The sequence below is a fragment of the Vulcanococcus sp. genome (assembly GCF_044369115.1).
Taxonomy (GTDB): Bacteria; Cyanobacteriota; Cyanobacteriia; order PCC-6307; family Cyanobiaceae; genus Vulcanococcus.
In genome coordinates, this window is record NZ_JBIPMN010000011.1 from 1 (window position 1) to 23,389 (window position 23,389).

The window sequence follows — 23,389 nt, forward strand, 5'->3', positions numbered from 1 at the left end:
CAATAGAGTACCAACAGCGTGCCGATCGCCTCCCAGCTCCAGAAGCGGGGCAACAACGCCACCAGGGCGAGGGCGTGAATCATCACCATGAACACGGTGGTGCCCCAGCGGCGCCGCTGGCGGCGGGGGCTCACGCTGATGCCGCTCCTCAGCGGCGGCATGCTCCGGGCGGTCGTCATGCCGCCACCTCCATCGGTTGCAGGAACTGGCGCAGCAGCAGGCTGGCGAAGCGCAGCTTCAGTCCCAGCTGCTGTAGGGGGTGCCCCTGGCTGGCTTTGATCCTGCGGAAGGTGTCCACCAGCCGATCGCGGAGTTCGAAGTAGGTGGGAGTGAGCTGAAACACCACCGGAAAGGCGCGGCGGGCGGTGCGGTTGGTCTGGCGCATCACCTCCGCATCAAAACGGTCGGGATCCATGCCGAGCAGGCGATAGAAGTTGCCGCGCTCACACACCGTGAGGCTGTGGGTGAGAAACACGCTCCAGAGGAAGAAGCGGCTGAGCAACCGGCCGCGCAGCCCGCTATTGAGGCCAGGCCAGCAGCGGATCAGCATGTTGAAGATGTCGCCATGGCGGTTCTCGTCCTGACACCAGGGCTCGAAGAAGTCAAACAGCGGCGCGAAGGCGTTCTCAGGGTTGGCCTTGAGATGGCGATCGATCAGGATGTAGCGCCAGTAGCCGATCTTTTCGGAGAGATACACCGAATAGAGCACCCAATTCAACGGGAACCAGGTCACCGGCCGTTTTCCACTGAGGGCTGGCAAATCGATCACAATGCCCTCGGCCACGAGGGCTCGATTCAGAAAGCCCGCGTGGCGAGCTTCATCGCGCGCCATCAGGTTGAACAGGCGGCTGAGCTCAGGCCGTTTGGCGAGCTTGAGCTGGCGTGAGAGTTCTTTGAAGAGCAGGAATCCTGAAAACTCCGACACGCAGGAGCGCACCAGATAGCTCTCATAGGCTTCTTTCTGCTCGGGGTCGAGGTCGCGCAGGCGATCCAGGGGGGCCTTGCGGTCGAAGTGGTCGCGGTTGTAGTCGGCCTCCATTTCATTGAGCATCGCCTCAAAAGCGGGGCGCTCCGCCTCGAGATCCGTGCGGGCCGCTTTGGCGATTTCGGTGGTGTAGAAGCGCGGCGTGAGCAGGTCTTCGCTCAGGTGCGGTGCGGGGGTGGCAGAGGTGGCAGTCATCAGCGGGCGGAAGCGTTGGAGCGGGCGATGGCGTAGGCCGTGGCATCGGGGCCGTGGCGGTGGTTGGTGAACCATCTCTGCAGCTCGAGCAACCAGCGCAGGCGTGCCTGGCGATCGCCGGAGGTCTCGAGCAGAGCGGCTTTGGCGGCTTCGATGGCTTGCAGATGCACGCCTCGGTGTCCTGGGCAGAGGCAGCCCTGCGCTGAAAGCCAGCGCTCTTCCAGGCGCAGGTGCAGGCGTAAATCCCAGATCAGCCGCCGGCAACCACGCTCAATCGCCAACGCTTCAGCCGCGGTCCAGGCAGGCTGCATGGGGCCATGGAGCCAGAGCAGTTCAGCCAGGTAGGCCTCAAGCTCGTCGTGCTGACGTTCGAGTAAAGGCTCTTGATCCACCCATCGCCGCGGCCATAGCCAGGGCTTGGCGTAGACGGGATCAGCGAGCAGCACAGCCATGGAGCAATTCTCCGAAGCAAAGCGGATTCAGCATATAACGGCATCGTGATTCTGCAGATTCCGCAACAGTGTGATCCCTTGTATGCTGGAACGCGCTATATTTGTATTGCGTCGCTCGTGGGGCCATGGAGCACCTCGCCGAATACTTCAAGGTGTTTTCTGAGCCCAACCGTCTGGCGGTGTTGGAAGCGCTGCGCGGCGGTCCGCTCAATGTCACCGCTGTGGTGGAGAAAACCGGGCTCAGTCAGGCCCTGGTGTCGAAGCACCTCAAGCTGCTCACCATCGCTGGTGTGGTGCAGCGCCGGCCGGAGGGGTCGCTGGTGTTTTACGAGGTGAACGACAAGGCCGTGTTCAAGCTGATCGCCCAGGCAGAGAAGCTCCTGCTCGCCTCCCGCCGTCAGCAATTGGATGCCCTGGCCGCGATCCTCTGATGGAGCCCCGGCCCAGTGACCTTGCCCAGTTGCGAGCGGCGTTGGCGGCTGGCCAGAAGGATCTCCGCTCGCTGAGGCTTGGCGAGATCGATGGTCTCGACCTCGACTTGTCAGGATGCAACCTGGATGGCAGCTGCTTCAAAGAAGCACGTTTCGGCCACGCCACGTTGCGAGGAGCGCAGGCCCATCGCTGTTGCTTTCAGCAGGCCTTGATCTGGGGTGCCGATCTTTCGGAGCTGGATGCGCCGTCGTCCTATTGGCATGAAGCCGATCTGTCGGGATCACGTCTTCAAGGGGCCAATTTCAGTTATGCACTGATGCATCGCTGCTGTCTGCGTGGCGTTGTGGCGGCGAGGAGTGTCTGGCGCAGTGCCCGGCTCGTGGAAGCTGATTTCCGTTCAGGCCAGGATCAACTCACCGATCTCGGGTATGCGGATTTTTCGGGAGCCGATCTCAGTTTTGCGTTGCTTCAGGGGGCCAACCTGCACGCAGCCATCTTGAAAGGCAGCTGCCTCTACGGGGCGAATCTGCGCGGTTGTGATCTTCGGGGAGCCGACCTGCGCGATTGCGATCTACGCGATACCCAATTGCAGGATGCCCAGATGGACGGTGCGCTGATCGACTGAGCGCCTAGATCGCCACCAGCCATCGACCAACCATGGCCAGGGCGAGTGCCAGGCCTGAGGATCCGAGCCAGCTCGCGCGCTGGGTTGCAAACTGACGCCGCAACAGAACCACGGCGCCAAGCCAGCCCACGAGCAGCACAGCGCTTTGGCAGAAAGCGATCACGTGAGGGTCGGCGCTCCAGGCGGGCAGCGCCGTGCTCCATTCCGGCGCCCAGGCTGATGCCGACACTGGCAACAGCATCCCGGCTTCGCCCATGCCCAGGGGCAGATGGCGCGCCAGGAGCAAGGCCCACACCAGCGGTAGCAAGCCATAAAGCCCCTGCAGCAAGCGTTGTTTGGGCACAACCAACCGGGCTAACCCAAACAGTCCCGACGGGAGTGCCAGCGCCAAGCTGGCCACCGCCAGCCCTGGCAGGAGATGGCCCTCGCTGAGGCTGGCCTGGGCAGCCGGGAGCCAGCCCAGCAGGCGCTGCCAGTGATGCAAGCTGAGATCACCGGCGAGGACCAGGAGTAAGGCGGGTTCACCCGGTGGAATGTCCATCGTGCGTTGGATATCCGCTGCGGGAGGCCGCAAGGAGAGCTGAACGGAGCGGTGCGGGCAGGCCTGAGCGCAGGTGAGGCAAAGCACGCAATTGCGGTTGTCATTCAAATGGGCGGGGTGCGTCCCTAGTGGGCAGCCGTTGGTGCGCAGGCCTTCTCCATCGGCGGGGCCGCCTTTGAAGCAGGCATAGCTACTGCAACTGCCGCTGCAGGTACCCACCTGAGCGCGCAATTCGAGAATCGATAGTTTGGCAAACAGACCATTCATTCCCCCAACTGGGCATAGATAGCGGCACCAGAACCGCTTCTCGTAGCGAAGTGATCCGAGAACGGCACCGGCTGTAATCAGCAGCAGTAGGCAACTGCTCAGCCAGGCTGTATTACCCAGATTCCACACTTCCTCCCACACCAGGATCAGGGCAAATCCGCCCGCCAGCACAGGCGATGCCCAGGTGTCGGACTCGCCTCTGGGCCAGCGGCCAGGCTGATGTCCCAGGGCACGGGAGAGGCGCTGAGCAATCTCCCCCCAAACCATGAAGGGGCAGATGGAGCACCACAGTCGCCCTACCAAGGGGAAGCTCAGCAGGATCAAGGGCCACCACCAGGCCCAAAACAGGTTGAGGGCGCCGTTATGGCTGCGGTCTTGAGGTCCCATCCACAGCCACACATTCACCAGCACAAACACCCAGCTCACCAGGCCAAACAGCAAGCTGTTCCACAGCCATGGCGCCCGCATCAGGCCCCGCAGATAAGGCTTCCAGCGCCAGATGTCAAAGCGATAGCGCTGTTGCCGAGCCGGCGTCCAGAACACGTCTTCAGGAAGCAGATCTGGAAACGACTCTTGGTTTTGACACCGTGCCTGTTGCAGCGCGCGATGGATCAGCTCTTCCAGTTCGCGCAGATTGTTCGGAAAGTCGTAGTTCTGGAGTCGTTTGATCACCGAATCCGGTACATCCGGCGGTGTGCTCCAGCCCATCTTGCGGCTCTGTTGCCGGATCCCGTAGCGCAACCATTCCCCCAGATCACCACGGCGGACGCGCAGGGGCGGAACGCGGATCGTGGTGCAAAACGAATCAAACTCTGGCTGCGCGGTTTCGGTGGTGAAAAACAACCGCGCCTCGCAACGGTGCTTCCTGCCTTCACCCCAAGTTCTGTCCTTGGCTAACTGCACTAGGCGAGGCATGAGAGCCTCGGGCACATGCTCCAGCTGGTCGATGAGCAGGGAGCCCGCCCCCAGCAGTTCCAAGACCCCACCAGTGCCGAACAGATCACTGCCGTCTGGCTTGAGCAGTGCCCCATCGAGGCGGACCATCAGTTGTTTCCGCGCCGATGAGCCGAAGTGAATCAGGGCGGCCAGGTTGTCTTTTTCGAGGCCGGGTTCACCCGTGATCAGCACGGGGCGCCCATCGTTTTCGTGCGCGACCTGGCGCACGGCGTCGCGCAACGAACGGGCATAACGGCTGCTGCCCACAATGCCGCGTCGCACCCGCCCTACCAAAAGGGGAGCCAGCTTCAGCAACTCCGGGGAAACGTTGGGCAAGCGCCTGCAGAGCGGCTGAATTCAGTCTGGTTCGGCTGCTCCATCAGCGCATCGCGCCTCTGTGGCTTGCGCGGTTCTCAATACGATGCAGAAAGGCCCCATGGCGTTTGCTCCTGGGTGTTGGCTCGCATGAAACCACCACCGCTCGATCGATCGGTCCAAAGGTTGCGACGACGATCCGGCCTCTTGGTTTCGATGGATCGTCGCGGTGGCTGGCTGCGGCATTGGCGTGAGCCTTACCTCTTGGCGCTGGCCATGTCTTGGCCGGCCTTTCTGGCCTCGGTAGCGCTGGTTTACCTCGCGATCAACCTGCTGTTTGCGGGGCTGTACTCGCTGGATCCTGGCGGGATTGGTGGTGCAACAGGAGAGGTCGTCAGCTTCGCGGAGGCCTTCTTCTTCAGTGTGCAAACCCTCGGCTCCATCGGCTACGGCGTTCTGCACCCGGTGAGCCTGTATGCCCATCTCGTGGTGACAGCGGAATCCCTGAGTGGGTTGCTGTTCATTGCCCTCACCACCGGGTTGGCCTTCGCGCGGTTTTCCCGCAGTACGGCGCGGATTCGCTTCTCCCATCTGGCCGTGATTCACAGCTACAACGGCTCGCCAACGTTGGCGTTTCGCTTGGCTAATGAGCGCCGCAACGGCTTGCTGGAGGCTCGCCTGCGGGTGTTCCTCTCGGTGGATGAGGTGAGCGTTGAGGGGCATCGCATGCGCCGCCTGAAGCCCTTGGCTCTGGAGCGTGATCAGGGCATTGCGTTTTTGTTGATCTGGACGGCCATGCACCGCATCGATGCCAGCAGTCCGCTGCATGGAATGGGCCCGGATCAGTTGCGGGAGCTCAATGCCGAGCTGGTGGTGGCCTTCTCCGGCATCGATGAAACTCTCGAGCGTCCGGTGCATGCCCGAGCAAGCTGGCCTGTGGAGCAGATCGCATTCGGCCGCTGCTTTGTCGACATGCTGGAGCAACACCAGGGCGAAACCCGCATCGATTGGTCGCTGTTTGATCGCACCCGCCTCTGCCCTGTCGATTGAGTTGTTGTCATGACCCACTCCCCCGACACCGGTTCCTGGTGGGATCAGCGCTACCGCGAGTGCAGCGATCGCTGGGAGCTGGGCTCACCGGCGCCTCCCCTGCAACTGTTCTTCTCGGAGCATGCGCAGGCGCCGAAGCCCCCCGCCCAGGTGCTGGTGCCGGGCTGCGGCCGCGGCCATGAAGCCGCGTTCCTGGCTGCCTTGGGCTTTGCCGTGGTGGGGTTGGATTTCAGTGCCGAGGCGATTGCGGAAGCGCTTCGTCTGCATGGGGAGCAGCCCGCTCGCCTGCGCTGGCTCCAGGCGGATCTGTTGGATGGGGGCGCCTTGGAAGCGGCAGGGTTGGGCCCAGCCAGCTGCGATGGGGTGCTGGAGCACACCTGTTACTGCGCCATTGATCCCCACCTGCGGCCGGCCTACCGCCAAAGCGTGGCGCGGCTGATCAAGGCCCAGGGCTGGCTGCTGGGCCTCTTCTGGTGCCATGGACGCCCAGGCGGACCGCCCTACGGCAGCGATGCCGACCAACTGGTGGCCGACTTCACGGCGGCTGGTTTCAGCAAGGAACTCTGGTTCCCCGCCACCAATTCCGCACCGGGTCCTGACAACCAACCTCGCGATCACGAATGGGTTGGCCTCTGGCGCCGGGTTGCACACTGAAGGGCAGCGTCAACAAGCTGCTCTGGCTTCCCAGCAGACCCCAGATCTGATCGTTATGGGCAGCGGCCTGGGAGGGCTGTGCTGCGGAGCCCTAGCCGCCCGCCATGGCTTGGAGGTGCTGGTGCTCGAGGCCCACGACCGGCCAGGCGGCGCCGCCCACGGCTTTGAGCGGCGCGGCTTTCAGTTCGAATCCGGACCGTCGCTATGGAGCGGCCTAGGCCGTTGGCCTTCCGCCAACCCGCTGGCCCAGGTGCTGCGGGCCGTGGGGGAATCGGTGCCGGTGGTGCCTTATCAGGAGTGGGGACTGCTGCTGCCGGAGGGGAACCTGCGGATCGGCGTAGGGGCTGAGCCGTTCCTCGAGGCACTGCAGCAGTTGCGTGGTCCGGCGGCGGTGGCCGAGTGGCGGGCCTTCATGCGTTGGCTGGAGCCCTACTGCCGCGCCGCCGCCTCGCTGCCTTTGCTGGCGATGCGGCCGGGGCTGGGCATGGCAGGAGTGCTCGGAGCGCGCGGATCGGCCACCCTGCTGCGGCAGGCACCGCGGTTGGCGGCTCTGGGGGGTGCATTCGGCCCGATGGCGCGGCGGCAGCTCAAGGATCCGTTCCTGCTCCATTGGGTGGAGATGCTCTGCTTCCTGATCTCGGGTCTGCCGATGGATCAGACCAGTGCCGCCGCCATGGCCACCCTGTTCGGCGAGTGGTTTGAGCCGAACGCCAGCCTCGACTACCCCATCGGTGGCAGCGCTGCGGTGGCGGAGGCGTTGGTGCGGGGCTTGCAGCGCCATGGCGGTGAGCTCCGCTGCCGCGCCGCGGTGAAACAGATCCGCCTCGATGGCAACCGCGCCGTCGGCGTGGAGCTGGAGAACGGCGAGCAGCTCGATGCCCGCCTGGGTGTGGTGAGCAATGCCAGCCCCTGGGACACCCTGGGCCTGCTGCCCGAGGAGGGGGTGCCGCGCCGCTGGCGCCGCCAGACCGCGGCCACCCCGGCGTGCGCCAGCTTCCTGCACTGGCATGTGGGCCTGCGCGGCGATAGGCTCAACGAACTGCCGATCCATCACGTTTGGGTGGGCGACTGGCAGCGCGGCATTGGCGCCGAACGCAACATGCTGGTGTTCTCGATGCCATCGCTCCTGGATCCTGCGCTGGCGCCGGTGGGGCATCATCTGCTGCATGCCTACAGCCCGGCCAATGAGCCCTGGGAGCTGTGGAAGGATCTCGAGCCCGGCAGCAGCGCCTATGAGGCGCTCAAGGCGGAGCGTTGTGGCCTGTTCAAGGAGGTGTTCAGCCAGCTGGTGCCCGATCTGGCGGATCGGATCGTGCTGGAACTGCAGGGCACGCCTCACACGCATCGACGTTATTTGCGGGTGCATCAAGGCAGCTATGGCCCTGCCATCGGTGCCGATCGCTCGCCATTCCCGGGTGGCAGCACGCCGGTCGAGGGCCTACAGCTCTGCGGGGCCGGCGTGTTCCCTGGGATTGGCGTACCGCCGGTGGCTGTGAGCGGGGCGATGGCGGCCCACAGTTTTGTGCCCCTGGCGAAGCAGAAGGCCCTGATCCAGGAGCTGGGGCTCTAAGTTGCACCCAGGAACGGTCCCAGATGATCCGCCAGCGTTTCTGCGCTGCGCAGTGCCCCCTCCACCCGGCCGAAGCCAAGACCGGCGATCGCATCACCGCAGAAGCCAATGCGGCTGGTGGGGCAGAGGCTGAGTTCCGGCGCAAGCCCTGGCCCGTGGGGAAAGGCGGCACCCCAGCGCATGAGTTGCCGATCGGCTCCAGCCGTGCTGAGGCCGAGGGCTTGTTGCAGCGCGCGATCGAGGGCATCCATCACATCGGCTTCGGCTTGAGCCTTCGGTGTGGCCCCCAGCAGTTGCGCCGCTGAAGACCGCGATCCATACACACTCTGATGATCCGCCGCAAAGGCTGCGCTGGATTCGACCACCACACCCCAGCGCTCCGCCGCCATGGCCTGCAGCGACACCCGCCGGATCCCCCATCGCTCCTGGGCTGCACCGTTGAACTGCAGCAGCCGCCATGGTTGCTGCCGCCAGGCTCCAGCCTGATTGGCCGGCAGGCTGAGCAGCAGGTTGCTGCTGGCCTGGGAGGGCATCGCGGCCAAGGCGGCCCAGGCCTGCTGCAGCTGTGGGTCACCGCTCTGTTCGGCCGCCACCTGCAGCGGCACGTCATCCCAGCCGAACACCGTTTGGCAGCGGGGGTGAGCCAGCAGGGTTCCGCTCACAACCAACCAGCTGCAGTGCAGGAGGGTTTCGCCCTGTTGGCCCCGGAGCGTCCAGCCGTTCGACGTCGCCTCGAGGTGGCGCACCAAGGTGCCGCTGATCAGTGGGGTGGGCGCGGCCTCTTGGGCCAGGTTCAGCAGGCCGCGGCAAACGTGCTCCATCTGCGGTGAGCCCTGCCAGAGCGTTCCGCTGCAGAGCGGATCGTTGGCGATGGCGGCGCCGAGCTGGCCGTGTTCATCCAGGCTGCCGATGGCACCTTGGAAGCGGCTGATCCAGCCCCCGCGCCGTAAGGGTTCCAGTAGCTGAGGCTCTGGGGATGCGGTGATGTTGAACAGGGGGGCGCCATGGTTGAGCGCCAGTTGCCGATCGGAGCGTGAGCGCCTGGTGGCGGTGCGCCCGCCGGGGCCGCGGCCGATCTCCAGCAGCGCCATGGATCCGCGCCAACCCCGCCGGCGCAGGGCCGCCGCCAGGGCGCAACCCCCGACTCCGGCGCCGATCACAGCCAGATCCACGTTGGGCGACTCAGTTGCCAAGTTTTTCCAGCAACACGTCGGTGAGCTTGATCTCGCAGTTGGCCACAAAGATGCCGAAGCCGGTGCCTTGCAGCGCCAGGGAGTTCATGTACACGCAGGCGGTCGCGCGGGCGGCCTTGAACGCCTCGAATTGCTTCAAGGGGTCGGTTGTGGTGTTGAAGAAGCCCGTGAGGCTGTCGGTCCAGATCGGGAGGAAGGTGCCGCCGGGCATCTCGGCAGCATCGCGGGCCACGGCTTGCATCGCCTGCTTGAGCTGCACGTCCTTGCGTTCCAGATTGGCGCGGGTGCACACCGAAAGCTCCACCGTGCTGAAGGCCTGGCTGCAATCAATCGGGTTGGCCTGGGCCGGCAGTCGTGACGCCAGAGCGAGCGCGCCTGCAGCTGCGATGCCGCATCGGATGGCAGACACCAAGCGGGCCATGGCGATCAAGCGTCTGCCTGCAGTGTGATCGCTCAGACCAGCCCTGGCACCGTTAGCGTCGCGGGCCAGTCGTGCGGTGGTTGTGGCGGTTCAGGTGCTCACGGAGGCGCAGCGCCGCAAATGGGACAGCAGCGATGACCAGCTGTTCTATGCCGAACCCCGGTTCGTGCAGCATCTCGACGATGCCTTTCGCGCCCGGCTCACCCAGCTCTATCGCGACCGCATCCCGGTCCGGGCTGTGGTGCTCGACCTGATGTCGAGCTGGGTGTCGCACCTGCCGGACGACGGGATCTACGAGCGCGTGATCGGCCACGGCCTCAATGAGAAGGAGCTGGCGGCGAATAAGCGGCTCGATAGCTATTGGCTGCAGAACCTCAACCTCAATCAGGAGATTCCGCTCAAGGCAGACAGCGTCGACGCCGTGCTGATCGTGGCCGGTTGGCAATACCTGCAGTACCCCGAGGCAGTGGCGGCTGAACTGCTGCGCATCACCCGTCCCGGCGGGCAGGTGATGGTGTCGTTTTCCAATCGGATGTTTTTCACCAAAGCCCCGCAGATCTGGGCGGATGGCAGCGACCGTGATCACCTCACCTATGTGGCCGAGGTGTTGATGGCCCAGGGATGGCTCAAACCCGAGTTCGTGGCGGAAGAAACCCGCGCCATGGGCTTGAAGGGGTTGGTGGGCGGCAAGGGGGATCCGTTCTTTTCCGTGATCGCCACCAAGCCGCAATGAGCGCATCCGCATCGCCAGAGGTCAGCGCCCGAGAGCTGCTTCAACTGGAGCAACAGGCGCGCCGCTCAGGCAGTGGTGTGCAGCCTGATGCGCTGCAGGGCTGCTGGCAACTGCAGCTGGTGTGGCCGAAGGGGCAGCAGCGCGCTTCAGCCTTCAGTGGTTGGCTGTTGCGCGGGCTGTCCGCTCGGCTGGAGATCGGCGTCGATCCAGAGGGGCTGCTGCTGAGCAATGCCGTGAATCTGGGGGCGGTGGAGCTGCGCTTCCGCGGTCGCGGCCGGCTGGAGGGCAAACGGCCCCTGCTGCTGTTCAGCTTTGAGCAGCTGCAGCTCAGCCTGGGGGGATGGCGCATCGTGGAGCGCACCTTGCCCGCCCCTGCTCCGCAGCGCATGCCCTTCTTCGCCTTGATCCACCGGGATCCCTCGGGTTGGTTGGCGGCGCGGGGGCGCGGCGGTGGCCTTGCCCTATGGCGACTCGCCGATGACGCGGCCGCCGTTGCCAACATGAACGCAACCGCGCCCTGAACTCGCCATGGCCTGTCCGCGTTGCGGCAGCTGGTCCGTTCGGGCCGATCGCAGCCTGGGGGGGCGCATGGTGTGCGGCCGTTGCGGTACCCCTCTGCAGGGCGTGAAGCAGGGCGGAAAAGGCATCCTGCCGCTCAGGTCTGGGCGGGGGGCTTGGCGTTGGTGGCTCCTGGGCCTAGTGATGGCCGCGGCGGCACTGGCGGCCCTGGATCCAGGATCACGGTTGCCCTTCACACCCCATGGTTCCAGCGATCGCTCTCTCGATCGGTGGCAGTGATTCCGGCGGTGGTGCCGGCATCCAGGCCGATCTGAAAACCTTCCTGGCCTTGCAGGTGCATGGCTGCAGCGCCATCACCTGCGTCACGGCGCAGAACACCTGCGGTGTGAACCGTGTTGATGCCCTGCCCCCCGACGGCCTGACAGCCCAGATCGAGGCCGTGTTGAGCGATCTGCCGGTGGCGGCGCTGAAAACCGGGATGTTGCTCAACCGAGCACTGATCGAGGCCACGGCTGCCGCATTGCGCCCACTGGCCATTCCGCGGCTGATTGATCCGGTGATGGTGTCGCGGGCGGGTTCGGTGCTGCTGGAAGCCGATGCGATTGAGGCTTACCAGCAGCAGCTCCTGCCGTTGGCGGAGCTGATCACACCCAACATCCATGAAGCGCAGCTGCTGAGCGGGTTGCCGGTGGAGAGCGCAAGCGATGTAGAACGGGCGGCCGCAGCCCTGTTGGAGCTGGGGCCTCAAGCGGTGCTGATCAAAGGCGGCGGCATCCCAGCGTTGCGCGGTAGCGATTACCTGCTGCAGCGCCAGGCCTCCGGCCAGTGGTTGCGGCATCAACCGGTGGCAACCACCCACAGCCACGGCAGTGGTTGCACCCTGGGGGCAGCGATCACGGCGTTGCGGGCCAAGGGCTTGCCGCTGCTGGAGGCCGTTGAGCAAGCCAAGCGCTTTGTCGAACGTGGCCTGCGCTTTGGGCTAGCCATTGGGGCTGGCCAGGGTCCACTGTGTCATTGGCATCCGTTGCTTGAGTCCGATGGCTGACGCTCCTTATCTGATCGCGCTGGCCCTGCTGGAGCAGAACGGCGAGCGGGCGATGCCGCTGCAAGGCAAATCGCTGCGAGAACCCCTGGCAGCCGATGCCGATCCTGGTGAAGTGGGGCACCAACAGGCGCTCGAACTCATGCTTCGGGTGTGGCAACGCAGCGACCAAGGAGCCCTCAGCCGAGCTGGCGGCGATCACAGCCTGTTGCTGGTCGCCGTTCCCATCGAAGCTCTGCAGGATGCACTGCCGGCGATGAAGGCCCGTTGGCTGAATACCGGCGACACCAAGGCCTTGCTGCAAGACCTCAAAGGTCAGGCGAGTGGGGGGATCTGGAGCCTCAAGCTGGAGCCGCGTCAGCCCTTGGCATACGAACGGTTGGATTAGTTGTATTCGCCCGGGATGTCGTTTTTGCGAACCGTCACCCGGTCGAATTTTTTGCCTGAAGCCCTCAGCAGTTCATCGCCTGAGAACTCAAAGCCAAGCTTCAGTGCGATTTGAGCAACGTCGTCGGCTGTGGCCGCAGCGAGTACCTGCCTCTTGAGGCTCTCATCGGCCTGCATCTTGGCCAGGAACGCCTTCAGTTGATCGAGAGACATGGCGCCGGCCGCTGCTGGGGCTCCAGTTTCACAGGAAGGGGTCGAGGAAGCTGAGGGGCCGGTTCATCGTGGCGGAGAAACCGAGGATGCCTGGATCCCGGTGGCTGTAGAGGAGGTTGTCGTCGGCATCGATCAGGAAGGTGCCGCCGCGTTGGGTGATGAAGTCGTTGCGGGGCACGTAGGTGCCCCAGTTGCCCAGCACCTCCGTCATGTTGCGCAGCCGCACGCTGGCGAGTTCAAACGGCCGCTGGAACCCCTCTCCACCAGCGAAGCGGAACAGCGGGCTGTCGATGCGCTGCGGGGCCTTGCGATCACCGGTGTAGCCGCGCAGCACCTCAGCCAAGGTGCCTGGCGAGCCGATGCCGGCACACATCAACAGCAACCCGGGCCATGGGCCGCCAGGGGTTTTCAGGCCTTCGTAGAGCCCCAGCTCTCGATGGAGCGTGGGCTCGGCATCCACCTCCAAGGCGGTGCGGGGAAACCCGGTGTGGCGGCAGAAGCGTTCGGCTCCGGCGGCGTCGCCAATGGCAATTGCCAGGGTGTGGATGCCAGCGGCTTCCAGCTTCGGCAGCTCTGGTGCCAGGGCCTGGGCGTACTCCATCGAGTCGAAGTCGCCAAGCTGGGTGAGCAGCAGCACCAGCCGACGCCCGCCTTGCATGCCGGCTGTTGCTTGCAGGCGTTGCAGCAGAGGGGCTGGGGCTTGCATCAGCGCACGTTGAGATCGCGGCGCACATCCTCGAGCGGCCGATCGATCCAGGTCCAGAACTCCCAATGGATGTCTTTGATTGGCCCCACCACGTTGGAGCCGCGCTCTAGGGCAGCAGCAAAGGCGGGGGCGCGGAGCTGGTCTTTGAGTTTCGGCGCCACAGTGCCAGCGAGGGGATCGGCAATGCCCACCTGGAACTGCATCAGCGGTGGGATGGCGATCAGCAAGGCGTGTTCGGGGAAGAGGCCCATGGTGAAGGCCAGCACCTGGAGTTCACCATCGGGGTCAGTGGCATAGCCCCCAATCACGTGATGCACGTCATGCAGGGCCACGTAGTCGTAAGGAAGTCCTTTGCGACTGCCGGGGTAGGGAAAGCCGTTGTGTTGGTAGTACGTGTTCAGCGCGGCTCCCAAGCTGCCAGGGGATGAGGCGGGCAGGGCTTCGTAGCGGGCCTGATTGGTTGTATCGATGCCGATTCCCAGCATCGGCAGGATGAAGCGGCTGAAGCCCTTCACCATCCCGTCGTTGTTGAGGTCGTGGAAGCTGCGCCGGTAGAGATCTCCAAAGGCCTTGAGCACATGGCCGCGGCACACCTGCTCGAGATCCTCCACCACACCGGCTTCAATCCCTAGATCATCCGCCAGGCGCCTGAACACGTCCATCTTCTGGGCTTCCAGCTGAGGCTCCAGAAAGGCCAGCAGGGTAAACAGCTGCATCACCTCCTGGCGCTGGCGTTGTTGTGTGATGAGGCCCGACAGTCCCACTGGCAGTTGCGGCATTACATCGGCGGGCCAGGCCGTGCCCACCAGAGCGGGAAAGATCTCCTGCAGCTGCTCGCGCTCCTGCGCGCTGGGGGAGATCTGGCCTTCGGCACTCACCAGGGCCTCGCAGGCCTGAGCCAGTGCCGTGATGGCCGCGGGTGGGAGTGACTCAAGTGCGTGGAAGGCCATCTCTGGAAACGCAGCAGCACCTGGGATCAGGATGGCGACGTTGAGCTGCAATGCCCCACTGTTGTCGTTGGGTTCCCTTGGATGGATCGCCGTCATTGGCTGCTGCTTCTGGCCGCCATCGCCTGCATCGCCGGCTTGGTGCTCTGGATTGGCGAAATTGATCTGGGCATGGAGGAGTCGATCGCTCCCGGCTCGGCACCTGCTTCTGCCCCTGCCCCCACAGCCCCCGCCCAGCCATGACCCACTTGCTGCTCACCCTGACCCTGGCCCTGTTCCATCTGGTAGGGCCTGTGCCCGCGGATCTGGGCGTGCACAACGGCGCCCTCTCGCCCTGCCCCAGCCCTGCACACTGCGCCCGAGCCGATTGGTCGGTGGCTGATCCCGCGGCAGCCCTGGCGGCGCTGGTGCCGGTGATCAAGGCCACGCCGCGCATGGAGGTGCTGGAGCAGGGCGATGGCTACCTCCATGCCACCGCCACGAGTGCCCTGTTCGGTTTTGTAGATGATCTAGAGCTCTACGCCGATCCCTCTGGTGGTGTGCTGCAGGCGCGATCGGTGTCGCGGTTGGGGGATTCCGATCTGGGCGTGAATGCGCAGCGGCTGGCAGCACTGCATCAGCAGCTTCCCTGACGGCACCGGCTTGGCGCTCAGGGTTTCTGGCCGCCGCAGTCTTGCCAGTGGTTGAGTAAGTCCATCAGCGCAATGTGCATGGCGCGCAGTGCGCTGATTTTCTGTTCGATTTCACCGGCCTTGCTGCGGATCGTGCTCTGCAACGACGTGCAGGTGCAGACTCCGGAGCGCCGCGACTCGAGAATTTTCATCACGTCTGGAAGGGGGATCTCCATAGCCCGCAGGGTGCGGATGAACGTGAGCTCCTCGAACACATCAGGGCTAAACAAGCGAAAGCGACCGTCGCTGCGGCGGGCCGGATGGATCAGACCCTCATCGCAGTAGAAGCGGATGGTTTTCACTGTGAGGCCGGAGCGGGCCGCCACATCCCCGATTTTGAGGAGCTCTGCCGCTACCACTTGACTCTCCTGTAAGGGGAGAGCTCATCGTAGGAAGGCGTTCTCTTCTGTGCCCATGCGCCGCGCCCTGGCCTGCCTAGCGGTGATCAGCCTTCTCGCCCTGGCAGCTCGGGCTCAGCAGGCTGATCATCATCAGCACCACCACCATCACCCGATGCTGGAGGCGCCCACCACCAGTTCACCCCAGGCCGATCACAGCGCCCACAGCCACGACGTCGGCCCCGCCGGCAGCACTTACGACCTGCGCTGGCTCGATGGAATGGTGCAGCACCACACGGGTGCCCTGCGCATGAGCGAATTTGTGTTTGATATCGGTGTGCCGGGGGTGGGATCCCTGGGTAAGAAGATCTGGCGCGATCAGGCTCAGGAGATCAAGGCGATGGGGCAGTGGCGCAAAGCCTGGTATCCCGATGCCCCTGTTTATCCCGTCGTCCTTAAGTCGGACGGTAATCCCGATGCGATGGCTGATCTCACGCGCATGAGCACCGTTCAGATCAAGGCCATGCAGATGATGGGCTCCATGCCCACCCGCGAGAACCGGGTGACGTGGTTTTTGGAGGGCATGATTGCCCACCACGGTGGCGCCTTGGTGATGGCGCACGATGCTCTGAGCAAGAGCAGCAATCCCACAATCCGGCGTCTGGCCCGCCAGATCATCGTGGCGCAACGCCGAGAAATCCTTGAGCTGCGCCGCATGCTCAAGCACGACGGACTCGACAAACCGGAGTATTACCAGTTCGATGCTTTGTTCACGCTCTGATCAACGCCTGCTACTGGGCTTTGTGGTCGCTCATTAGCCGGCGAGCATCACCACGCCCATCCCAGTCATCAACAGGTTTTCGGCGAAGCTCACCACGCCCAACGGCGTTTTGGAGTTGCCGCCCACACAGGCGCAGTTCAGCGCGAGGTGATCCACAAACACCGCTTTCCCCACTGACACCATCCCCATCGCACCGAGCACCAGGGCCACTGCTCCCACCAGTTGGGCGGCACCGGTGGCCTCGGGTTGTTGCAGCACGCCAAGCCCCACCAGTAGTTCGATGCCTGGATACAGATGCGCCCAGCGACGCCAGTGCTGGCTGAGCAGGTCGTAGTTGCGGAAGCTGGTGGCGAATGCGTCCACATCCATCAGCTTGAGCATCGCCAAAAGGATGATGGCGATCCCCATCAAGCCGCTGATCCCTGCATCCAGCACGAATGCCATCAAGCCGGCGGTGATGAACACAGCCACCACCGGCGCATACGACACCTTGGCGGATTCCGCTCGAACCCCCAGCCGCGCGGCGAGCTCGCTGTAGCCACCGATCCGCTCATCGCCGGCAAACACCTGCGGCGTGGTGGCCACGCCATGGGCTGTTTTGAAGGCCTCGACCGCCTTCGTGCTGGTGAGGCGATGGTCGTCAAAGGGAATGTGCTGCTGCTCGAGTAATCCCTTAGCGCGTAAGCCCCATGGGCAGGGGTGCTCCGGAAGGTCCATCCGGTAGAGCCGAACAGCACGAAGGGTGGGTGTTGCGGTCACAGCCCAGGCAGGCATGGTATGGCTTCAGTGTGACTACTCCAGTTACTGGAGAGTCAAGGTCGGATCCCTGGCGCTGCAGTTCAGGGGTTCAGCCGCTCCTCGGCCCAGTGTTGATCGGCGCGCCAGCGCCGCCGTTGGTGTGGATAGCCCGTGAGCTCCAGCAGCTCCACGGCCTGCACCTCGATGCGCATCAGCTCAAAGCAGCTGGGCAGGGCCGTGTCATCGGCGAGTTCCGATGGGAAGGCTGCTTCCCGGTCCAACGGTGCACCAGGTTCTGGCCAACCCCAGAGGGCACGGGCTCCGGGGTTGAGTTGCTGCCAATGCTGCTGGCGGGCTTCCAGATCCAGCTCCGGCGGCAGCGCCAGGCGATGGCCGCGCAGCCGAAACTGCGAGCGGGCTTTCGGCAATAGCCAGCACAGCTCCACCCGCGGCTCCTGCTGCAATTCGCTGGCCTTACTGCTGCGGCGATCGGTGAGGAGATCCAGCAGCGCAGGTCCGCCCCAACCGCGGAACACGAGCGTGCGCACCCGTGGCGCGCCATCACACCCCAAGGTGGCCAGCTGCAGCCAGCGCGCTTGAGGGGAGCGCCCTTCCCGCTGGCGGGCACCGCGCAGCAACGGCCGCCAGGGAGGCAGGTTCTCGTTCATGGCTGCGCGTCACAGCTGTAGTTCTCCCAGTCGCCACGCCGTTGAGCAAAGTCAGGGTGTTGGGGATCGAGGGCCTGCCACCACCAGCGGCCGTCGCTGTAGCTGGGGGTGCCGGCGTTGTTGGTGCGGGGCAGCTGCAGGTTGACGCCGCGCCACTGCAGCACCATGAACGCGCCAGGCACAGTGCCACCTGCGGTGTTGGGAATGCCAGGTGCATCCACGGCACCGACGTACACCTCAGCAATCAGGGGGTCGCCCCCGCACAGGAAGTGCGCTGGCGCCGGATCTTGGGCGCTGCCCACGGCGGCCAAGCTGGGCGCAGGGTGAATCCACCACCACAGCGTCAGCACCACGCTGATCAACAGGGAGAGAAGCCAGCGGAACGGGCGGCTGTTCACAACGAGGCGGTTGTTCACAACGAGGCGGCGTTGATCGCCAGGATGGCGCAATGACGTTGGTGCTCGTGTACGACGGTGGCTGCCTGTTCTGCCGCCATTTCGCTCTGAGCAGCGAGCTGGTGGGTGGGCTGCCCGATCTGGAGATCCGTGATGGTCGCTCCGATCACCCCCTGCGTGTTCAACTCAGCGCGAGGGGTCTGGATCTGGCCCGTGGTGCGGTGCTGCTTGAGGGGGATCAGGCGTGGCATGGATCCGCCGCAATCGCCGAGCTTTGCCGGCGCCTCAAGCCCAGCGATCCGCTGTTGGCTTTGTTGCGACACGTGTTTGCTGCACCGCCACGGGCCCGGCAGCTCTATCCCTTGCTGCTTTGGGCCCGGCGGATGGCCTTGCACGTGAAAGGCCTGCCGGAAGACCCCGATCGAGCGGGGCTCCGGCAGGCCTAGGGGATCAGCTTCAGCGTTGCCTCAGGCAACAGCAGCAGCAGCGCGATCGAAGTAGGTGCCGATCTCGCTCATCAGAGCGGAGCAGTCGCCGGGGGTGATGCCGTTGCGATCGTTGGCGATCGAGATGGCGGCGTCCTTCATCTTGCGGATGCCTTCAGCCACGGAAGCGCCAGGAACGCCCAGGTAGGTCTCACGCAGGCCGTTCAGGCAGCGGTCTTCCAGCACGGAAGCGTCGCCGGTGAACACGGCATAGGTGATGTAGCGGAGAACGATCTCCATGTCGCGCAGGCAGGCAGCCATGCGGCGGTGGGTGTAAGCGTTACCGCCGGGGGCGATCAGAGCGGGCTGCTGGTCGAACAGTTCGCGAGCAGCGTTGGTGACGATCTTGGACGCGTTGGAGGTGATGCGGTTCACCGAATCCATGCGCTTGTTGCTCTCGGCCACCATGGCGGCGAGGGCATCAATCTGACCAGCGTTCAGGAATTCGCCACGGGCATCAGCCTGTGCAACAACCTTGGTGAAGGCGTCGAACATGAAGAACTGTGTTCACAGGTTGATGAATCTAAGGATCGCCCTACGTGTGCCGCGAGCGTGTGGGGATGAACGCGTCGCGCCTGCCGCTGCAACCGGCCCTGGGCTCCCTCGCCCTCTCGCTGCTCAGCCTTGGCTGGGCCCCCACGGTCCGCGCTGAGTTGCCCCCCTGGGTTTACGGCCAGGAGCAGCGTCAGGCCCCTTATGTGCTCGAGCTACTCGTGCGCAGCGTGCATCGCATGGAGGCCGGCACGGAGACCGAGCAGGTGCGTGTTCAGGCTCAGGTGCTGATGGTGACGCGGCAGCCGCCTGCTGCCCGCCTTCGCGCTGGCGACACGATCACTGTGCGCTACGCCCTTCCCCCAAGCCGCCCCTCGGGCTGGGTGGGGCCTGCGCCGTTGCCGGTGCTGCAAGCAGGGGAGCGCCTGCCGGCCTGGCTGGCGCCGGATGCGTCCCTGCCGGGGGTGTTGCAGCCGGCAGCTGGCGGCCGCTCCTTTGGTCCCTCGATGGAGCGTGAGCGCGAGCCCGGCTGAAACGTGCTGGCCGGCATCGAGCTCTATGGCTGCACCTGTCCACCGCCGGATATCCATGGATATCCCGACCCGGACACCGCCAGCACAACATCCCTCAGCCACACAGCAGACCACCGCCACACAAGTAGCCCCCCTGTCTGTCAAGGCCTCACTGCGCTCATGGCACAGCACACCCTCACCGCCCCCGGGGCCCTTGCCTACGGTTCGTGCAGAGCAACGAAACGCCCCACAATCAATGCAGGAGCTGGTGCAGGCCTACTACGGCCAGGAGCTGCAGAGCAGTGCCGACCTCAAAACAAGTGCCTGCTGTGATGCCGATGCGTTGCCCGCCTGGCTCAAACCGTTGCTGGCTCGGGTGCATCCCGAGGTGAGCAGCCGCTACTACGGCTGCGGCCTGGTGTGTCCGCCACTGCTCGAGGGATGCCGCATTCTCGATCTCGGCAGCGGTAGCGGCCGCGATGTGTACCTGCTGGCGCAGCTTGTGGGTGAGCGTGGTGAGGTGGTGGGCGTCGACATGACCGCTGAGCAATTGGCGGTGGCCCGTGAGCATCAGGCGTTCCATGCCGAGCAATTTGGATTCGCCAATGTGCATTTCCTTGAGGGGCAGATCGAGCGGCTGGAGGAGCTGGATCTGGAGCCCGGCAGCTTCGATGTGATCGTGAGCAATTGTGTGCTCAATCTCTCCACTGATAAGCCGGCGGTGCTGCGGGGAGCGCAGCGGCTGCTGAAGTCCGGCGGGGAGTTCTATTTCTCCGATGTGTATGTGGATCGGCGTCTACCGGAGGCCGTTCAGCGCCATCCGGTGCTCTATGGCGAGTGCCTCGGCGGGGCGCTCTACTGGAACGACTTCCTGCGCCTGGCCCGCACGGCTGGTTTCGCCGATCCCCGCTTGGTGAGCGATCGACCCTTGGAGATCACTGAGCCCGACCTGGCCGCGCTGGTAGGTGAGGCACGTTTCTTCTCCGCCACCTATCGCCTGTTCAACATTCCTGAATTGGAAGATGCCTGTGAAGACCATGGCCAGGCCGTGATCTACCGCGGCTCGATCCCGGAGCTTGCAACCCGCCTGGAGTTCGACAAACACCACAGCATCGAAGCCGGCAAGGTGTTTCCGGTGTGCGGCAACACGTTCCGCATGCTGCAGCACACGCGCTTTGCGCCGCACTTCAGCTTCATCGGCGATTTTGATCGCCATTACGGCCTGTTTGAAGGCTGCGGCAGCGCGATTCCGTTTGATCGCACGCTCACCACATCAGCCTCAGCCGCTGCAACTTGCTGCTGAGGCTGATTTCGCAGGAGCCTTTAGCCGAAGAACCCCTTGCTGTTGAGCCAGAGGCCCAACGCCAACATCGGCACAAACACACCGGCGGCGATCTGCAGCTTGATGGTGAGCCCTTTGCGGATGGCGCTCATCGGTTGCGCCGCCTGTTTGGCTTGCTTGGGTTTGGTGGTTTTTGCCATCAGAGCCGTGCGTGTGGGCGTTGGTGGGGTGATCAGTGGTGCTCGATCAGATCGTTGGCCAAGTAGCGCACCTTGGCGAGGCTGGCGTACTTGTCGCCTGTGCTGCGGTAGCCGCAGGCGCACACCACGCAGCTCTGGTAGTCGTCTGATTCCAGGCCAAGGATGCGGTCGTAGTCCGCGGGGCTGAAGCCTTCGATGGCGCAGGTGTCGACCCCGAGCAGGGCGGCACTGGTAAGCAGGTTGCCCAGGGCGATGTACACCTGGTTGGCAGCCCATTGGCCAATGATCTGGCTGCGGGGGCCATCGATCAGATCCACCTGGATCATCTGGCGGTAGCCATCCAGCACGCTGGTTTCGATGCCGCGCGTTGTGGCGATCGTGTGGATCAGAAGGTCGGCATCCGCTGCGGTGATCGTGCGCTTCTTCAGCAGCACGACCAGATGGGAGCAATCGGTGATCTGGCTCTGGTTCCAGGAGTGGGGCCGCAGCTCAGCGCGGATCGCCGGATCGGTGATCACCAGAAACTTCCAGGGCTGCAGGCCGTAGCTGGAGGCTGTGAGCACCAGGGCTTGCTCAAGGCTGGCCCAGGTGGAGGCATCGATCTTGCGCGCTGCATCAAAAGCCTTGGTGGCGTAGCGCCACTGCAGCGCATTCAGAAGGGTGTCGGAGCTGGCGAACATCCGGAGTCAAGCCGAAGGCGGAATTCAGCGCATTCTCCGCTTTCACGGATGGCCCCAGCGAAAAGCCCCGGCTTGCGCCGGGGCGGGGGGTGTGAGGAATGGTGCATCTCAGTGAGGTGCCCATTGCCGCCGGCTTGGAGCAGTGGAGCGCTGGTGGCCGCGCTGTCACCTCGGCGGTACTCCATCCTTAGCAACAGAGGCGTTACTGCGCCACCAGCAGCGTGTCGGCCCCGCTGCGGCGCACCAGATCGGCCAGCAGGCGCATGTCGCTGGAGCGCACCAGACCAATGCAGCCGGCTGTGCCGCTGTTCCAGTTGAGGCCAGCGCTGGGGTCGAGGTGAATCCCCAGCACGCGCCGACCGGTGCTGAACTCCGGTTCAATGCCGATCCAGATCGGGCCAAGCTCTTTGGGGTCTTGGCGGCCCAGCGCTTCGATGGCACCCAGGCGATAGCGGCCCATGGGCAGCGGAGCTTCGCTGCCCATGCGATCGCGATTGGCGCTCTGCCGGTCAGCCCGGCCGCTCACGGCATCGAAGTGGCGGTCGGGTTCGCCGGGAATCTGCAGACGCAGATCCCACACCGGATCACCGGTGCGCGGCAGCCGGCGGGTGGTGCGCTCGAGGGTGAGCAGCGGCTTGGGCTGCAGCTCCGTTGCTGGTGAGGCGAGCCCCACCTCAAGGGCGGTGGCTGCAAGCAGCATCGGTAGGGCCATCCAGCTTCAGCAGCGCAGAGCTGACGACAACTAGGCGTGATTGTTTTCCGCCGGCGAACCCAAATCCGGTTGTGCAGTTGGCACCCGCGCCGCTCCCCACGGGTTTCCACTGTTTGTAGCGCCGTTGCTGACATCGCCTTCGCCCATGGCCAGCTTGTGAGCAGCAGATCCAGGCCTGTGTCTGATCATCAGCACCGCCTCAGTCATCACTACCGCATCAGCAGTGGTGATGGCTTTCGGCTCAATACGATTGACCCCTGCAGCACCAATCACGCTCGGATCAGCGATAAGCAAGCGGCGCAAGCCGCGCTGGCTGAGGGGGTGGAGCGGATGGCCGCGCTGCAAGACAAGCTCTACGCCCAGGATCGCTGGGCCCTGCTGCTGGTGTTTCAGGCCATGGATGCCGCCGGTAAGGACGGCACGATTAAACATGTGATGAGTGGGGTGAACCCCCAGGGCTGCCAGGTGAGCTCCTTCAAGGCGCCCTCCGCCATCGATCTGGATCACGACTACCTCTGGCGTGCCAATCAGTGCCTGCCGGAGCGGGGGCGGATTGGCATCTTCAACCGCAGCTACTACGAGGAAACGCTGGTGGTGCGCGTTCACCCGGAGCTGCTGGCACGGCAGACCATCCCCGAAGAGCTGGTGGGGCACGACATCTGGCAGCACCGCTTTCGCGACATCCGCCACTACGAGGACTATCTGGGCCGCAATGGCGTGGTGGTGCGCAAGTTTTTCCTGCACGTGTCGAAGCAGGAGCAGAAGCGGCGATTCCTGGAGCGGCTGGAAAACCCCGAGAAAAACTGGAAGTTCTCAGCGGCTGATATTCGCGAGCGTGCCCATTGGGATGCCTATTTGGAGGCCTACGAGCAGATGATTTGCCATACCGCAACGGAGGTCTCTCCCTGGTATGTGGTGCCGGCGGATCACAAATGGTTCACGCGCCTCGTGGTGGCTGATGCCGTGATCGACACGCTTGAATCGCTCAACCTGGCTTATCCCACGGTGAGCGAAGCCGCTCGCCGCGACCTGGCCGGAGCCCACCGGCAGCTGCTCGAAGAGTGATGGCTGTGGATCAGAGCCTGCTGGCGCACATGATGCCCAACACCTTTCAGCATTACCTGCTGGGGTTGTTTGCCGTGGCCAACAACATTCCAGCTCTGGGTCCATTTCTTGATCTAAGCGGGTCGCTGCCGCGCAGTCAGTCTCGCCATGTGATCCGTGTGGCCACGGCTACAAGCCTGTTGATCAT

33 protein-coding genes are annotated in these 23,389 nt (G+C 64.3%); 17 read left to right on the forward strand and 16 right to left on the reverse strand.

The window, feature by feature from the left end; translation table 11 throughout:
- Positions 1 to 175: 175 nt before the first annotated feature.
- Both acsF and ACIQ2E_RS01495 read right to left on the reverse strand, forming a co-directional pair.
- Positions 176 to 1,180: a magnesium-protoporphyrin IX monomethyl ester (oxidative) cyclase gene (gene acsF / locus ACIQ2E_RS01490; protein WP_398325135.1), complete on the reverse strand. Its 1,005-nt coding sequence runs from the start codon at positions 1,178 to 1,180 to the stop codon at positions 176 to 178.
- Positions 1,180 to 1,632, reverse strand: coding sequence for a hypothetical protein (locus ACIQ2E_RS01495; RefSeq protein ID WP_398325138.1), 453 nt, complete (start codon positions 1,630 to 1,632; stop codon positions 1,180 to 1,182). The genes acsF and ACIQ2E_RS01495 overlap by 1 nt, the downstream gene beginning before the upstream one ends.
- A gap of 125 nt (positions 1,633 to 1,757) precedes the next feature.
- Between ACIQ2E_RS01495 and ACIQ2E_RS01500 the strand changes: the two genes are divergently transcribed.
- Together ACIQ2E_RS01500 and ACIQ2E_RS01505 are read left to right on the forward strand one after the other, a co-directional pair.
- A complete protein-coding gene (locus ACIQ2E_RS01500; protein ID WP_398325141.1) occupies positions 1,758 to 2,063 on the forward strand; it encodes an ArsR/SmtB family transcription factor in 306 nt (101 codons plus the stop codon).
- On the forward strand, positions 2,063 to 2,689 hold the full coding sequence (locus ACIQ2E_RS01505) for a pentapeptide repeat-containing protein (RefSeq protein WP_398325144.1): 627 nt from the start codon (positions 2,063 to 2,065) through the stop codon (positions 2,687 to 2,689). Before ACIQ2E_RS01500 ends, ACIQ2E_RS01505 begins: the two co-directional genes overlap by 1 nt.
- Positions 2,690 to 2,693: 4 nt before the next feature.
- Here the strand turns inward: ACIQ2E_RS01505 and ACIQ2E_RS01510 are convergent, their stop codons facing one another.
- On the reverse strand, positions 2,694 to 4,769 hold the full coding sequence (locus ACIQ2E_RS01510; protein ID WP_398325147.1) for a 4Fe-4S binding protein: 2,076 nt from the start codon (positions 4,767 to 4,769) through the stop codon (positions 2,694 to 2,696).
- A gap of 195 nt (positions 4,770 to 4,964) precedes the next feature.
- Here ACIQ2E_RS01510 and ACIQ2E_RS01515 point away from each other — a divergent pair, with 195 nt between their 5' ends.
- Genes ACIQ2E_RS01515 through ACIQ2E_RS01525 form a run of 3 tightly spaced genes read left to right on the forward strand, consistent with a single transcriptional unit; the run spans position 4,965 to position 8,022 of the window.
- Complete coding sequence (locus tag ACIQ2E_RS01515; protein ID WP_010310042.1) at positions 4,965 to 5,798, forward strand: ion channel; 834 nt, start codon at positions 4,965 to 4,967, stop codon at positions 5,796 to 5,798.
- A gap of 9 nt (positions 5,799 to 5,807) precedes the next feature.
- Positions 5,808 to 6,452 (forward strand): methyltransferase domain-containing protein, encoded by a 645-nt coding sequence (locus ACIQ2E_RS01520; RefSeq protein WP_398325150.1) that lies wholly within the window; start codon positions 5,808 to 5,810, stop codon positions 6,450 to 6,452.
- A 55-nt stretch (positions 6,453 to 6,507) separates the two neighbouring features.
- Positions 6,508 to 8,022 carry a phytoene desaturase family protein gene (locus ACIQ2E_RS01525; RefSeq protein ID WP_398325153.1) on the forward strand — a complete coding sequence of 505 codons (1,515 nt, stop codon included), beginning with the start codon at positions 6,508 to 6,510 and terminating at the stop codon, positions 8,020 to 8,022.
- Here the strand turns inward: ACIQ2E_RS01525 and ACIQ2E_RS01530 are convergent.
- Both ACIQ2E_RS01530 and ACIQ2E_RS01535 read right to left on the reverse strand, forming a co-directional pair.
- Positions 8,019 to 9,215: an NAD(P)-binding protein gene (locus tag ACIQ2E_RS01530; RefSeq protein WP_398325156.1), complete on the reverse strand. Its 1,197-nt coding sequence runs from the start codon at positions 9,213 to 9,215 to the stop codon at positions 8,019 to 8,021. The genes ACIQ2E_RS01525 and ACIQ2E_RS01530 overlap by 4 nt on opposite strands.
- The gene (locus tag ACIQ2E_RS01535; protein WP_398325159.1) at positions 9,205 to 9,636 is read right to left on the reverse strand and encodes a hypothetical protein; all 432 of its coding nucleotides are present in this window, start codon (positions 9,634 to 9,636) and stop codon (positions 9,205 to 9,207) included. Before ACIQ2E_RS01535 ends, ACIQ2E_RS01530 begins: the two co-directional genes overlap by 11 nt.
- A gap of 82 nt (positions 9,637 to 9,718) precedes the next feature.
- On the opposite strand from ACIQ2E_RS01535, the gene ACIQ2E_RS01540 reads away from it, so the two are divergent.
- Genes ACIQ2E_RS01540 through ACIQ2E_RS01560 form a run of 5 tightly spaced genes read left to right on the forward strand, consistent with a single transcriptional unit; the run spans position 9,719 to position 12,318 of the window.
- Positions 9,719 to 10,369: a class I SAM-dependent methyltransferase gene (locus ACIQ2E_RS01540; RefSeq protein WP_398325162.1), complete on the forward strand. Its 651-nt coding sequence runs from the start codon at positions 9,719 to 9,721 to the stop codon at positions 10,367 to 10,369.
- Positions 10,366 to 10,890 (forward strand): hypothetical protein, encoded by a 525-nt coding sequence (locus ACIQ2E_RS01545; protein ID WP_398325165.1) that lies wholly within the window; start codon positions 10,366 to 10,368, stop codon positions 10,888 to 10,890. Before ACIQ2E_RS01540 ends, ACIQ2E_RS01545 begins: the two co-directional genes overlap by 4 nt.
- A gap of 7 nt (positions 10,891 to 10,897) precedes the next feature.
- On the forward strand, positions 10,898 to 11,167 hold the full coding sequence (locus ACIQ2E_RS01550; protein WP_398325168.1) for a hypothetical protein: 270 nt from the start codon (positions 10,898 to 10,900) through the stop codon (positions 11,165 to 11,167).
- Entirely contained in the window at positions 11,130 to 11,933 is an 804-nt protein-coding gene (gene thiD / locus ACIQ2E_RS01555) for a bifunctional hydroxymethylpyrimidine kinase/phosphomethylpyrimidine kinase (RefSeq protein ID WP_398325171.1), read from the forward strand. Before ACIQ2E_RS01550 ends, thiD begins: the two co-directional genes overlap by 38 nt.
- On the forward strand, positions 11,926 to 12,318 hold the full coding sequence (locus ACIQ2E_RS01560; RefSeq protein WP_398325174.1) for a hypothetical protein: 393 nt from the start codon (positions 11,926 to 11,928) through the stop codon (positions 12,316 to 12,318). Before thiD ends, ACIQ2E_RS01560 begins: the two co-directional genes overlap by 8 nt.
- Here the strand turns inward: ACIQ2E_RS01560 and ACIQ2E_RS01565 are convergent.
- The 3 genes from ACIQ2E_RS01565 to ACIQ2E_RS01575 are packed head-to-tail and all read right to left on the reverse strand — an operon-like array spanning position 12,315 to position 14,186.
- Positions 12,315 to 12,530: a Nif11-like leader peptide family natural product precursor gene (locus ACIQ2E_RS01565; RefSeq protein WP_296364617.1), complete on the reverse strand. Its 216-nt coding sequence runs from the start codon at positions 12,528 to 12,530 to the stop codon at positions 12,315 to 12,317. The two genes, ACIQ2E_RS01560 and ACIQ2E_RS01565, sit on opposite strands and share 4 nt — an antisense overlap.
- Before the next feature lie 28 nt (positions 12,531 to 12,558).
- Positions 12,559 to 13,236, reverse strand: coding sequence for an AhpC/TSA family protein (locus ACIQ2E_RS01570; protein WP_398325177.1), 678 nt, complete (start codon positions 13,234 to 13,236; stop codon positions 12,559 to 12,561).
- Positions 13,236 to 14,186 carry a hypothetical protein gene (locus ACIQ2E_RS01575; RefSeq protein WP_398325180.1) on the reverse strand — a complete coding sequence of 317 codons (951 nt, stop codon included), beginning with the start codon at positions 14,184 to 14,186 and terminating at the stop codon, positions 13,236 to 13,238. Before ACIQ2E_RS01575 ends, ACIQ2E_RS01570 begins: the two co-directional genes overlap by 1 nt.
- A gap of 81 nt (positions 14,187 to 14,267) precedes the next feature.
- On the opposite strand from ACIQ2E_RS01575, the gene ACIQ2E_RS01580 reads away from it, so the two are divergent.
- Both ACIQ2E_RS01580 and ACIQ2E_RS01585 read left to right on the forward strand, forming a co-directional pair.
- A complete protein-coding gene (locus ACIQ2E_RS01580; protein WP_398325183.1) occupies positions 14,268 to 14,426 on the forward strand; it encodes a hypothetical protein in 159 nt (52 codons plus the stop codon).
- Positions 14,423 to 14,815 carry a DUF1499 domain-containing protein gene (locus ACIQ2E_RS01585; RefSeq protein ID WP_398325186.1) on the forward strand — a complete coding sequence of 131 codons (393 nt, stop codon included), beginning with the start codon at positions 14,423 to 14,425 and terminating at the stop codon, positions 14,813 to 14,815. The genes ACIQ2E_RS01580 and ACIQ2E_RS01585 overlap by 4 nt, the downstream gene beginning before the upstream one ends.
- A 17-nt stretch (positions 14,816 to 14,832) precedes the next feature.
- Here ACIQ2E_RS01585 and ACIQ2E_RS01590 read toward each other — a convergent pair whose 3' ends face one another.
- Complete coding sequence (locus ACIQ2E_RS01590) at positions 14,833 to 15,213, reverse strand: MerR family transcriptional regulator (protein WP_398325189.1); 381 nt, start codon at positions 15,211 to 15,213, stop codon at positions 14,833 to 14,835.
- Positions 15,214 to 15,268: 55 nt separating this feature from the next.
- Between ACIQ2E_RS01590 and ACIQ2E_RS01595 the strand changes: the two genes are divergently transcribed.
- Positions 15,269 to 15,973, forward strand: a complete 705-nt coding sequence (locus ACIQ2E_RS01595; RefSeq protein ID WP_398325192.1) for a DUF305 domain-containing protein — start codon at positions 15,269 to 15,271, stop codon at positions 15,971 to 15,973.
- Between the two features lie 33 nt (positions 15,974 to 16,006).
- Here the strand turns inward: ACIQ2E_RS01595 and ACIQ2E_RS01600 are convergent, their stop codons facing one another.
- The 3 genes from ACIQ2E_RS01600 to ACIQ2E_RS01610 all read right to left on the reverse strand — a co-directional run bounded on the left by ACIQ2E_RS01600 (position 16,007) and on the right by ACIQ2E_RS01610 (position 17,795).
- A complete protein-coding gene (locus ACIQ2E_RS01600; protein WP_398325195.1) occupies positions 16,007 to 16,747 on the reverse strand; it encodes a MauE/DoxX family redox-associated membrane protein in 741 nt (246 codons plus the stop codon).
- A gap of 65 nt (positions 16,748 to 16,812) precedes the next feature.
- Positions 16,813 to 17,379, reverse strand: coding sequence for a pyridoxamine 5'-phosphate oxidase family protein (locus tag ACIQ2E_RS01605; protein WP_398325198.1), 567 nt, complete (start codon positions 17,377 to 17,379; stop codon positions 16,813 to 16,815).
- On the reverse strand, positions 17,376 to 17,795 hold the full coding sequence (locus ACIQ2E_RS01610; protein ID WP_398325201.1) for a hypothetical protein: 420 nt from the start codon (positions 17,793 to 17,795) through the stop codon (positions 17,376 to 17,378). The genes ACIQ2E_RS01605 and ACIQ2E_RS01610 overlap by 4 nt, the downstream gene beginning before the upstream one ends.
- 32 nt (positions 17,796 to 17,827) lie before the next feature.
- On the opposite strand from ACIQ2E_RS01610, the gene ACIQ2E_RS01615 reads away from it, so the two are divergent.
- Positions 17,828 to 18,220, forward strand: coding sequence for a DCC1-like thiol-disulfide oxidoreductase family protein (locus ACIQ2E_RS01615; protein ID WP_398325204.1), 393 nt, complete (start codon positions 17,828 to 17,830; stop codon positions 18,218 to 18,220).
- Positions 18,221 to 18,241: 21 nt separating this feature from the next.
- On the opposite strand, the gene ACIQ2E_RS01620 is transcribed toward ACIQ2E_RS01615, so the two are convergent.
- Complete coding sequence (locus ACIQ2E_RS01620; protein ID WP_398325207.1) at positions 18,242 to 18,754, reverse strand: phycocyanin subunit beta; 513 nt, start codon at positions 18,752 to 18,754, stop codon at positions 18,242 to 18,244.
- 65 nt (positions 18,755 to 18,819) lie between these two features.
- Between ACIQ2E_RS01620 and ACIQ2E_RS01625 the strand changes: the two genes are divergently transcribed.
- Both ACIQ2E_RS01625 and ACIQ2E_RS01630 read left to right on the forward strand, forming a co-directional pair.
- Positions 18,820 to 19,284 carry a hypothetical protein gene (locus ACIQ2E_RS01625; protein WP_398325210.1) on the forward strand — a complete coding sequence of 155 codons (465 nt, stop codon included), beginning with the start codon at positions 18,820 to 18,822 and terminating at the stop codon, positions 19,282 to 19,284.
- A gap of 235 nt (positions 19,285 to 19,519) precedes the next feature.
- Positions 19,520 to 20,566 (forward strand): methyltransferase domain-containing protein, encoded by a 1,047-nt coding sequence (locus ACIQ2E_RS01630; protein WP_398325213.1) that lies wholly within the window; start codon positions 19,520 to 19,522, stop codon positions 20,564 to 20,566.
- A 20-nt stretch (positions 20,567 to 20,586) separates the two neighbouring features.
- On the opposite strand, the gene ACIQ2E_RS01635 is transcribed toward ACIQ2E_RS01630, so the two are convergent.
- The 3 genes from ACIQ2E_RS01635 to ACIQ2E_RS01645 form a co-directional block, all read right to left on the reverse strand.
- Complete coding sequence (locus ACIQ2E_RS01635; protein WP_398325216.1) at positions 20,587 to 20,745, reverse strand: hypothetical protein; 159 nt, start codon at positions 20,743 to 20,745, stop codon at positions 20,587 to 20,589.
- 32 nt (positions 20,746 to 20,777) lie between these two features.
- Positions 20,778 to 21,425: an NAD(P)H-dependent oxidoreductase gene (locus tag ACIQ2E_RS01640; protein ID WP_398325219.1), complete on the reverse strand. Its 648-nt coding sequence runs from the start codon at positions 21,423 to 21,425 to the stop codon at positions 20,778 to 20,780.
- A gap of 202 nt (positions 21,426 to 21,627) precedes the next feature.
- A complete protein-coding gene (locus tag ACIQ2E_RS01645) occupies positions 21,628 to 22,137 on the reverse strand; it encodes a L,D-transpeptidase (protein WP_398325222.1) in 510 nt (169 codons plus the stop codon).
- A 177-nt stretch (positions 22,138 to 22,314) separates the two neighbouring features.
- On the opposite strand from ACIQ2E_RS01645, the gene ACIQ2E_RS01650 reads away from it, so the two are divergent.
- Positions 22,315 to 23,202, forward strand: coding sequence for a polyphosphate kinase 2 family protein (locus ACIQ2E_RS01650; protein ID WP_398325225.1), 888 nt, complete (start codon positions 22,315 to 22,317; stop codon positions 23,200 to 23,202).
- The last annotated feature ends 187 nt before the right edge of the window (positions 23,203 to 23,389 follow it).

What these genes read in the sequence shown, in the direction of transcription:
- acsF (WP_398325135.1), bottom strand. Translation starts at nt 1,180, where the DNA reads ATGACTGCCACCTCTGCCACCCCCGCACCGCACCTGAGCGAAGACCTG.
- ACIQ2E_RS01495 (WP_398325138.1), bottom strand. Translation starts at nt 1,632, where the DNA reads ATGGCTGTGCTGCTCGCTGATCCCGTCTACGCCAAGCCCTGGCTATGG.
- ACIQ2E_RS01500 (WP_398325141.1), top strand. Translation starts at nt 1,758, where the DNA reads ATGGAGCACCTCGCCGAATACTTCAAGGTGTTTTCTGAGCCCAACCGT.
- ACIQ2E_RS01505 (WP_398325144.1), top strand. Translation starts at nt 2,063, where the DNA reads ATGGAGCCCCGGCCCAGTGACCTTGCCCAGTTGCGAGCGGCGTTGGCG.
- ACIQ2E_RS01515 (WP_010310042.1), top strand. Translation starts at nt 4,965, where the DNA reads ATGGATCGTCGCGGTGGCTGGCTGCGGCATTGGCGTGAGCCTTACCTC.
- ACIQ2E_RS01520 (WP_398325150.1), top strand. Translation starts at nt 5,808, where the DNA reads ATGACCCACTCCCCCGACACCGGTTCCTGGTGGGATCAGCGCTACCGC.
- ACIQ2E_RS01525 (WP_398325153.1), top strand. Translation starts at nt 6,508, where the DNA reads ATGGGCAGCGGCCTGGGAGGGCTGTGCTGCGGAGCCCTAGCCGCCCGC.
- ACIQ2E_RS01535 (WP_398325159.1), bottom strand. Translation starts at nt 9,636, where the DNA reads ATGGCCCGCTTGGTGTCTGCCATCCGATGCGGCATCGCAGCTGCAGGC.
- ACIQ2E_RS01545 (WP_398325165.1), top strand. Translation starts at nt 10,366, where the DNA reads ATGAGCGCATCCGCATCGCCAGAGGTCAGCGCCCGAGAGCTGCTTCAA.
- ACIQ2E_RS01550 (WP_398325168.1), top strand. Translation starts at nt 10,898, where the DNA reads ATGGCCTGTCCGCGTTGCGGCAGCTGGTCCGTTCGGGCCGATCGCAGC.
- thiD (WP_398325171.1), top strand. Translation starts at nt 11,130, where the DNA reads ATGGTTCCAGCGATCGCTCTCTCGATCGGTGGCAGTGATTCCGGCGGT.
- ACIQ2E_RS01560 (WP_398325174.1), top strand. Translation starts at nt 11,926, where the DNA reads ATGGCTGACGCTCCTTATCTGATCGCGCTGGCCCTGCTGGAGCAGAAC.
- ACIQ2E_RS01565 (WP_296364617.1), bottom strand. Translation starts at nt 12,530, where the DNA reads ATGTCTCTCGATCAACTGAAGGCGTTCCTGGCCAAGATGCAGGCCGAT.
- ACIQ2E_RS01570 (WP_398325177.1), bottom strand. Translation starts at nt 13,236, where the DNA reads ATGCAAGCCCCAGCCCCTCTGCTGCAACGCCTGCAAGCAACAGCCGGC.
- ACIQ2E_RS01575 (WP_398325180.1), bottom strand. Translation starts at nt 14,186, where the DNA reads ATGGCCTTCCACGCACTTGAGTCACTCCCACCCGCGGCCATCACGGCA.
- ACIQ2E_RS01580 (WP_398325183.1), top strand. Translation starts at nt 14,268, where the DNA reads ATGGATCGCCGTCATTGGCTGCTGCTTCTGGCCGCCATCGCCTGCATC.
- ACIQ2E_RS01585 (WP_398325186.1), top strand. Translation starts at nt 14,423, where the DNA reads ATGACCCACTTGCTGCTCACCCTGACCCTGGCCCTGTTCCATCTGGTA.
- ACIQ2E_RS01595 (WP_398325192.1), top strand. Translation starts at nt 15,269, where the DNA reads ATGCGCCGCGCCCTGGCCTGCCTAGCGGTGATCAGCCTTCTCGCCCTG.
- ACIQ2E_RS01600 (WP_398325195.1), bottom strand. Translation starts at nt 16,747, where the DNA reads ATGCCTGCCTGGGCTGTGACCGCAACACCCACCCTTCGTGCTGTTCGG.
- ACIQ2E_RS01605 (WP_398325198.1), bottom strand. Translation starts at nt 17,379, where the DNA reads ATGAACGAGAACCTGCCTCCCTGGCGGCCGTTGCTGCGCGGTGCCCGC.
- ACIQ2E_RS01615 (WP_398325204.1), top strand. Translation starts at nt 17,828, where the DNA reads ATGACGTTGGTGCTCGTGTACGACGGTGGCTGCCTGTTCTGCCGCCAT.
- ACIQ2E_RS01620 (WP_398325207.1), bottom strand. Translation starts at nt 18,754, where the DNA reads ATGTTCGACGCCTTCACCAAGGTTGTTGCACAGGCTGATGCCCGTGGC.
- ACIQ2E_RS01625 (WP_398325210.1), top strand. Translation starts at nt 18,820, where the DNA reads ATGAACGCGTCGCGCCTGCCGCTGCAACCGGCCCTGGGCTCCCTCGCC.
- ACIQ2E_RS01630 (WP_398325213.1), top strand. Translation starts at nt 19,520, where the DNA reads ATGCAGGAGCTGGTGCAGGCCTACTACGGCCAGGAGCTGCAGAGCAGT.
- ACIQ2E_RS01635 (WP_398325216.1), bottom strand. Translation starts at nt 20,745, where the DNA reads ATGGCAAAAACCACCAAACCCAAGCAAGCCAAACAGGCGGCGCAACCG.
- ACIQ2E_RS01640 (WP_398325219.1), bottom strand. Translation starts at nt 21,425, where the DNA reads ATGTTCGCCAGCTCCGACACCCTTCTGAATGCGCTGCAGTGGCGCTAC.
- ACIQ2E_RS01645 (WP_398325222.1), bottom strand. Translation starts at nt 22,137, where the DNA reads ATGGCCCTACCGATGCTGCTTGCAGCCACCGCCCTTGAGGTGGGGCTC.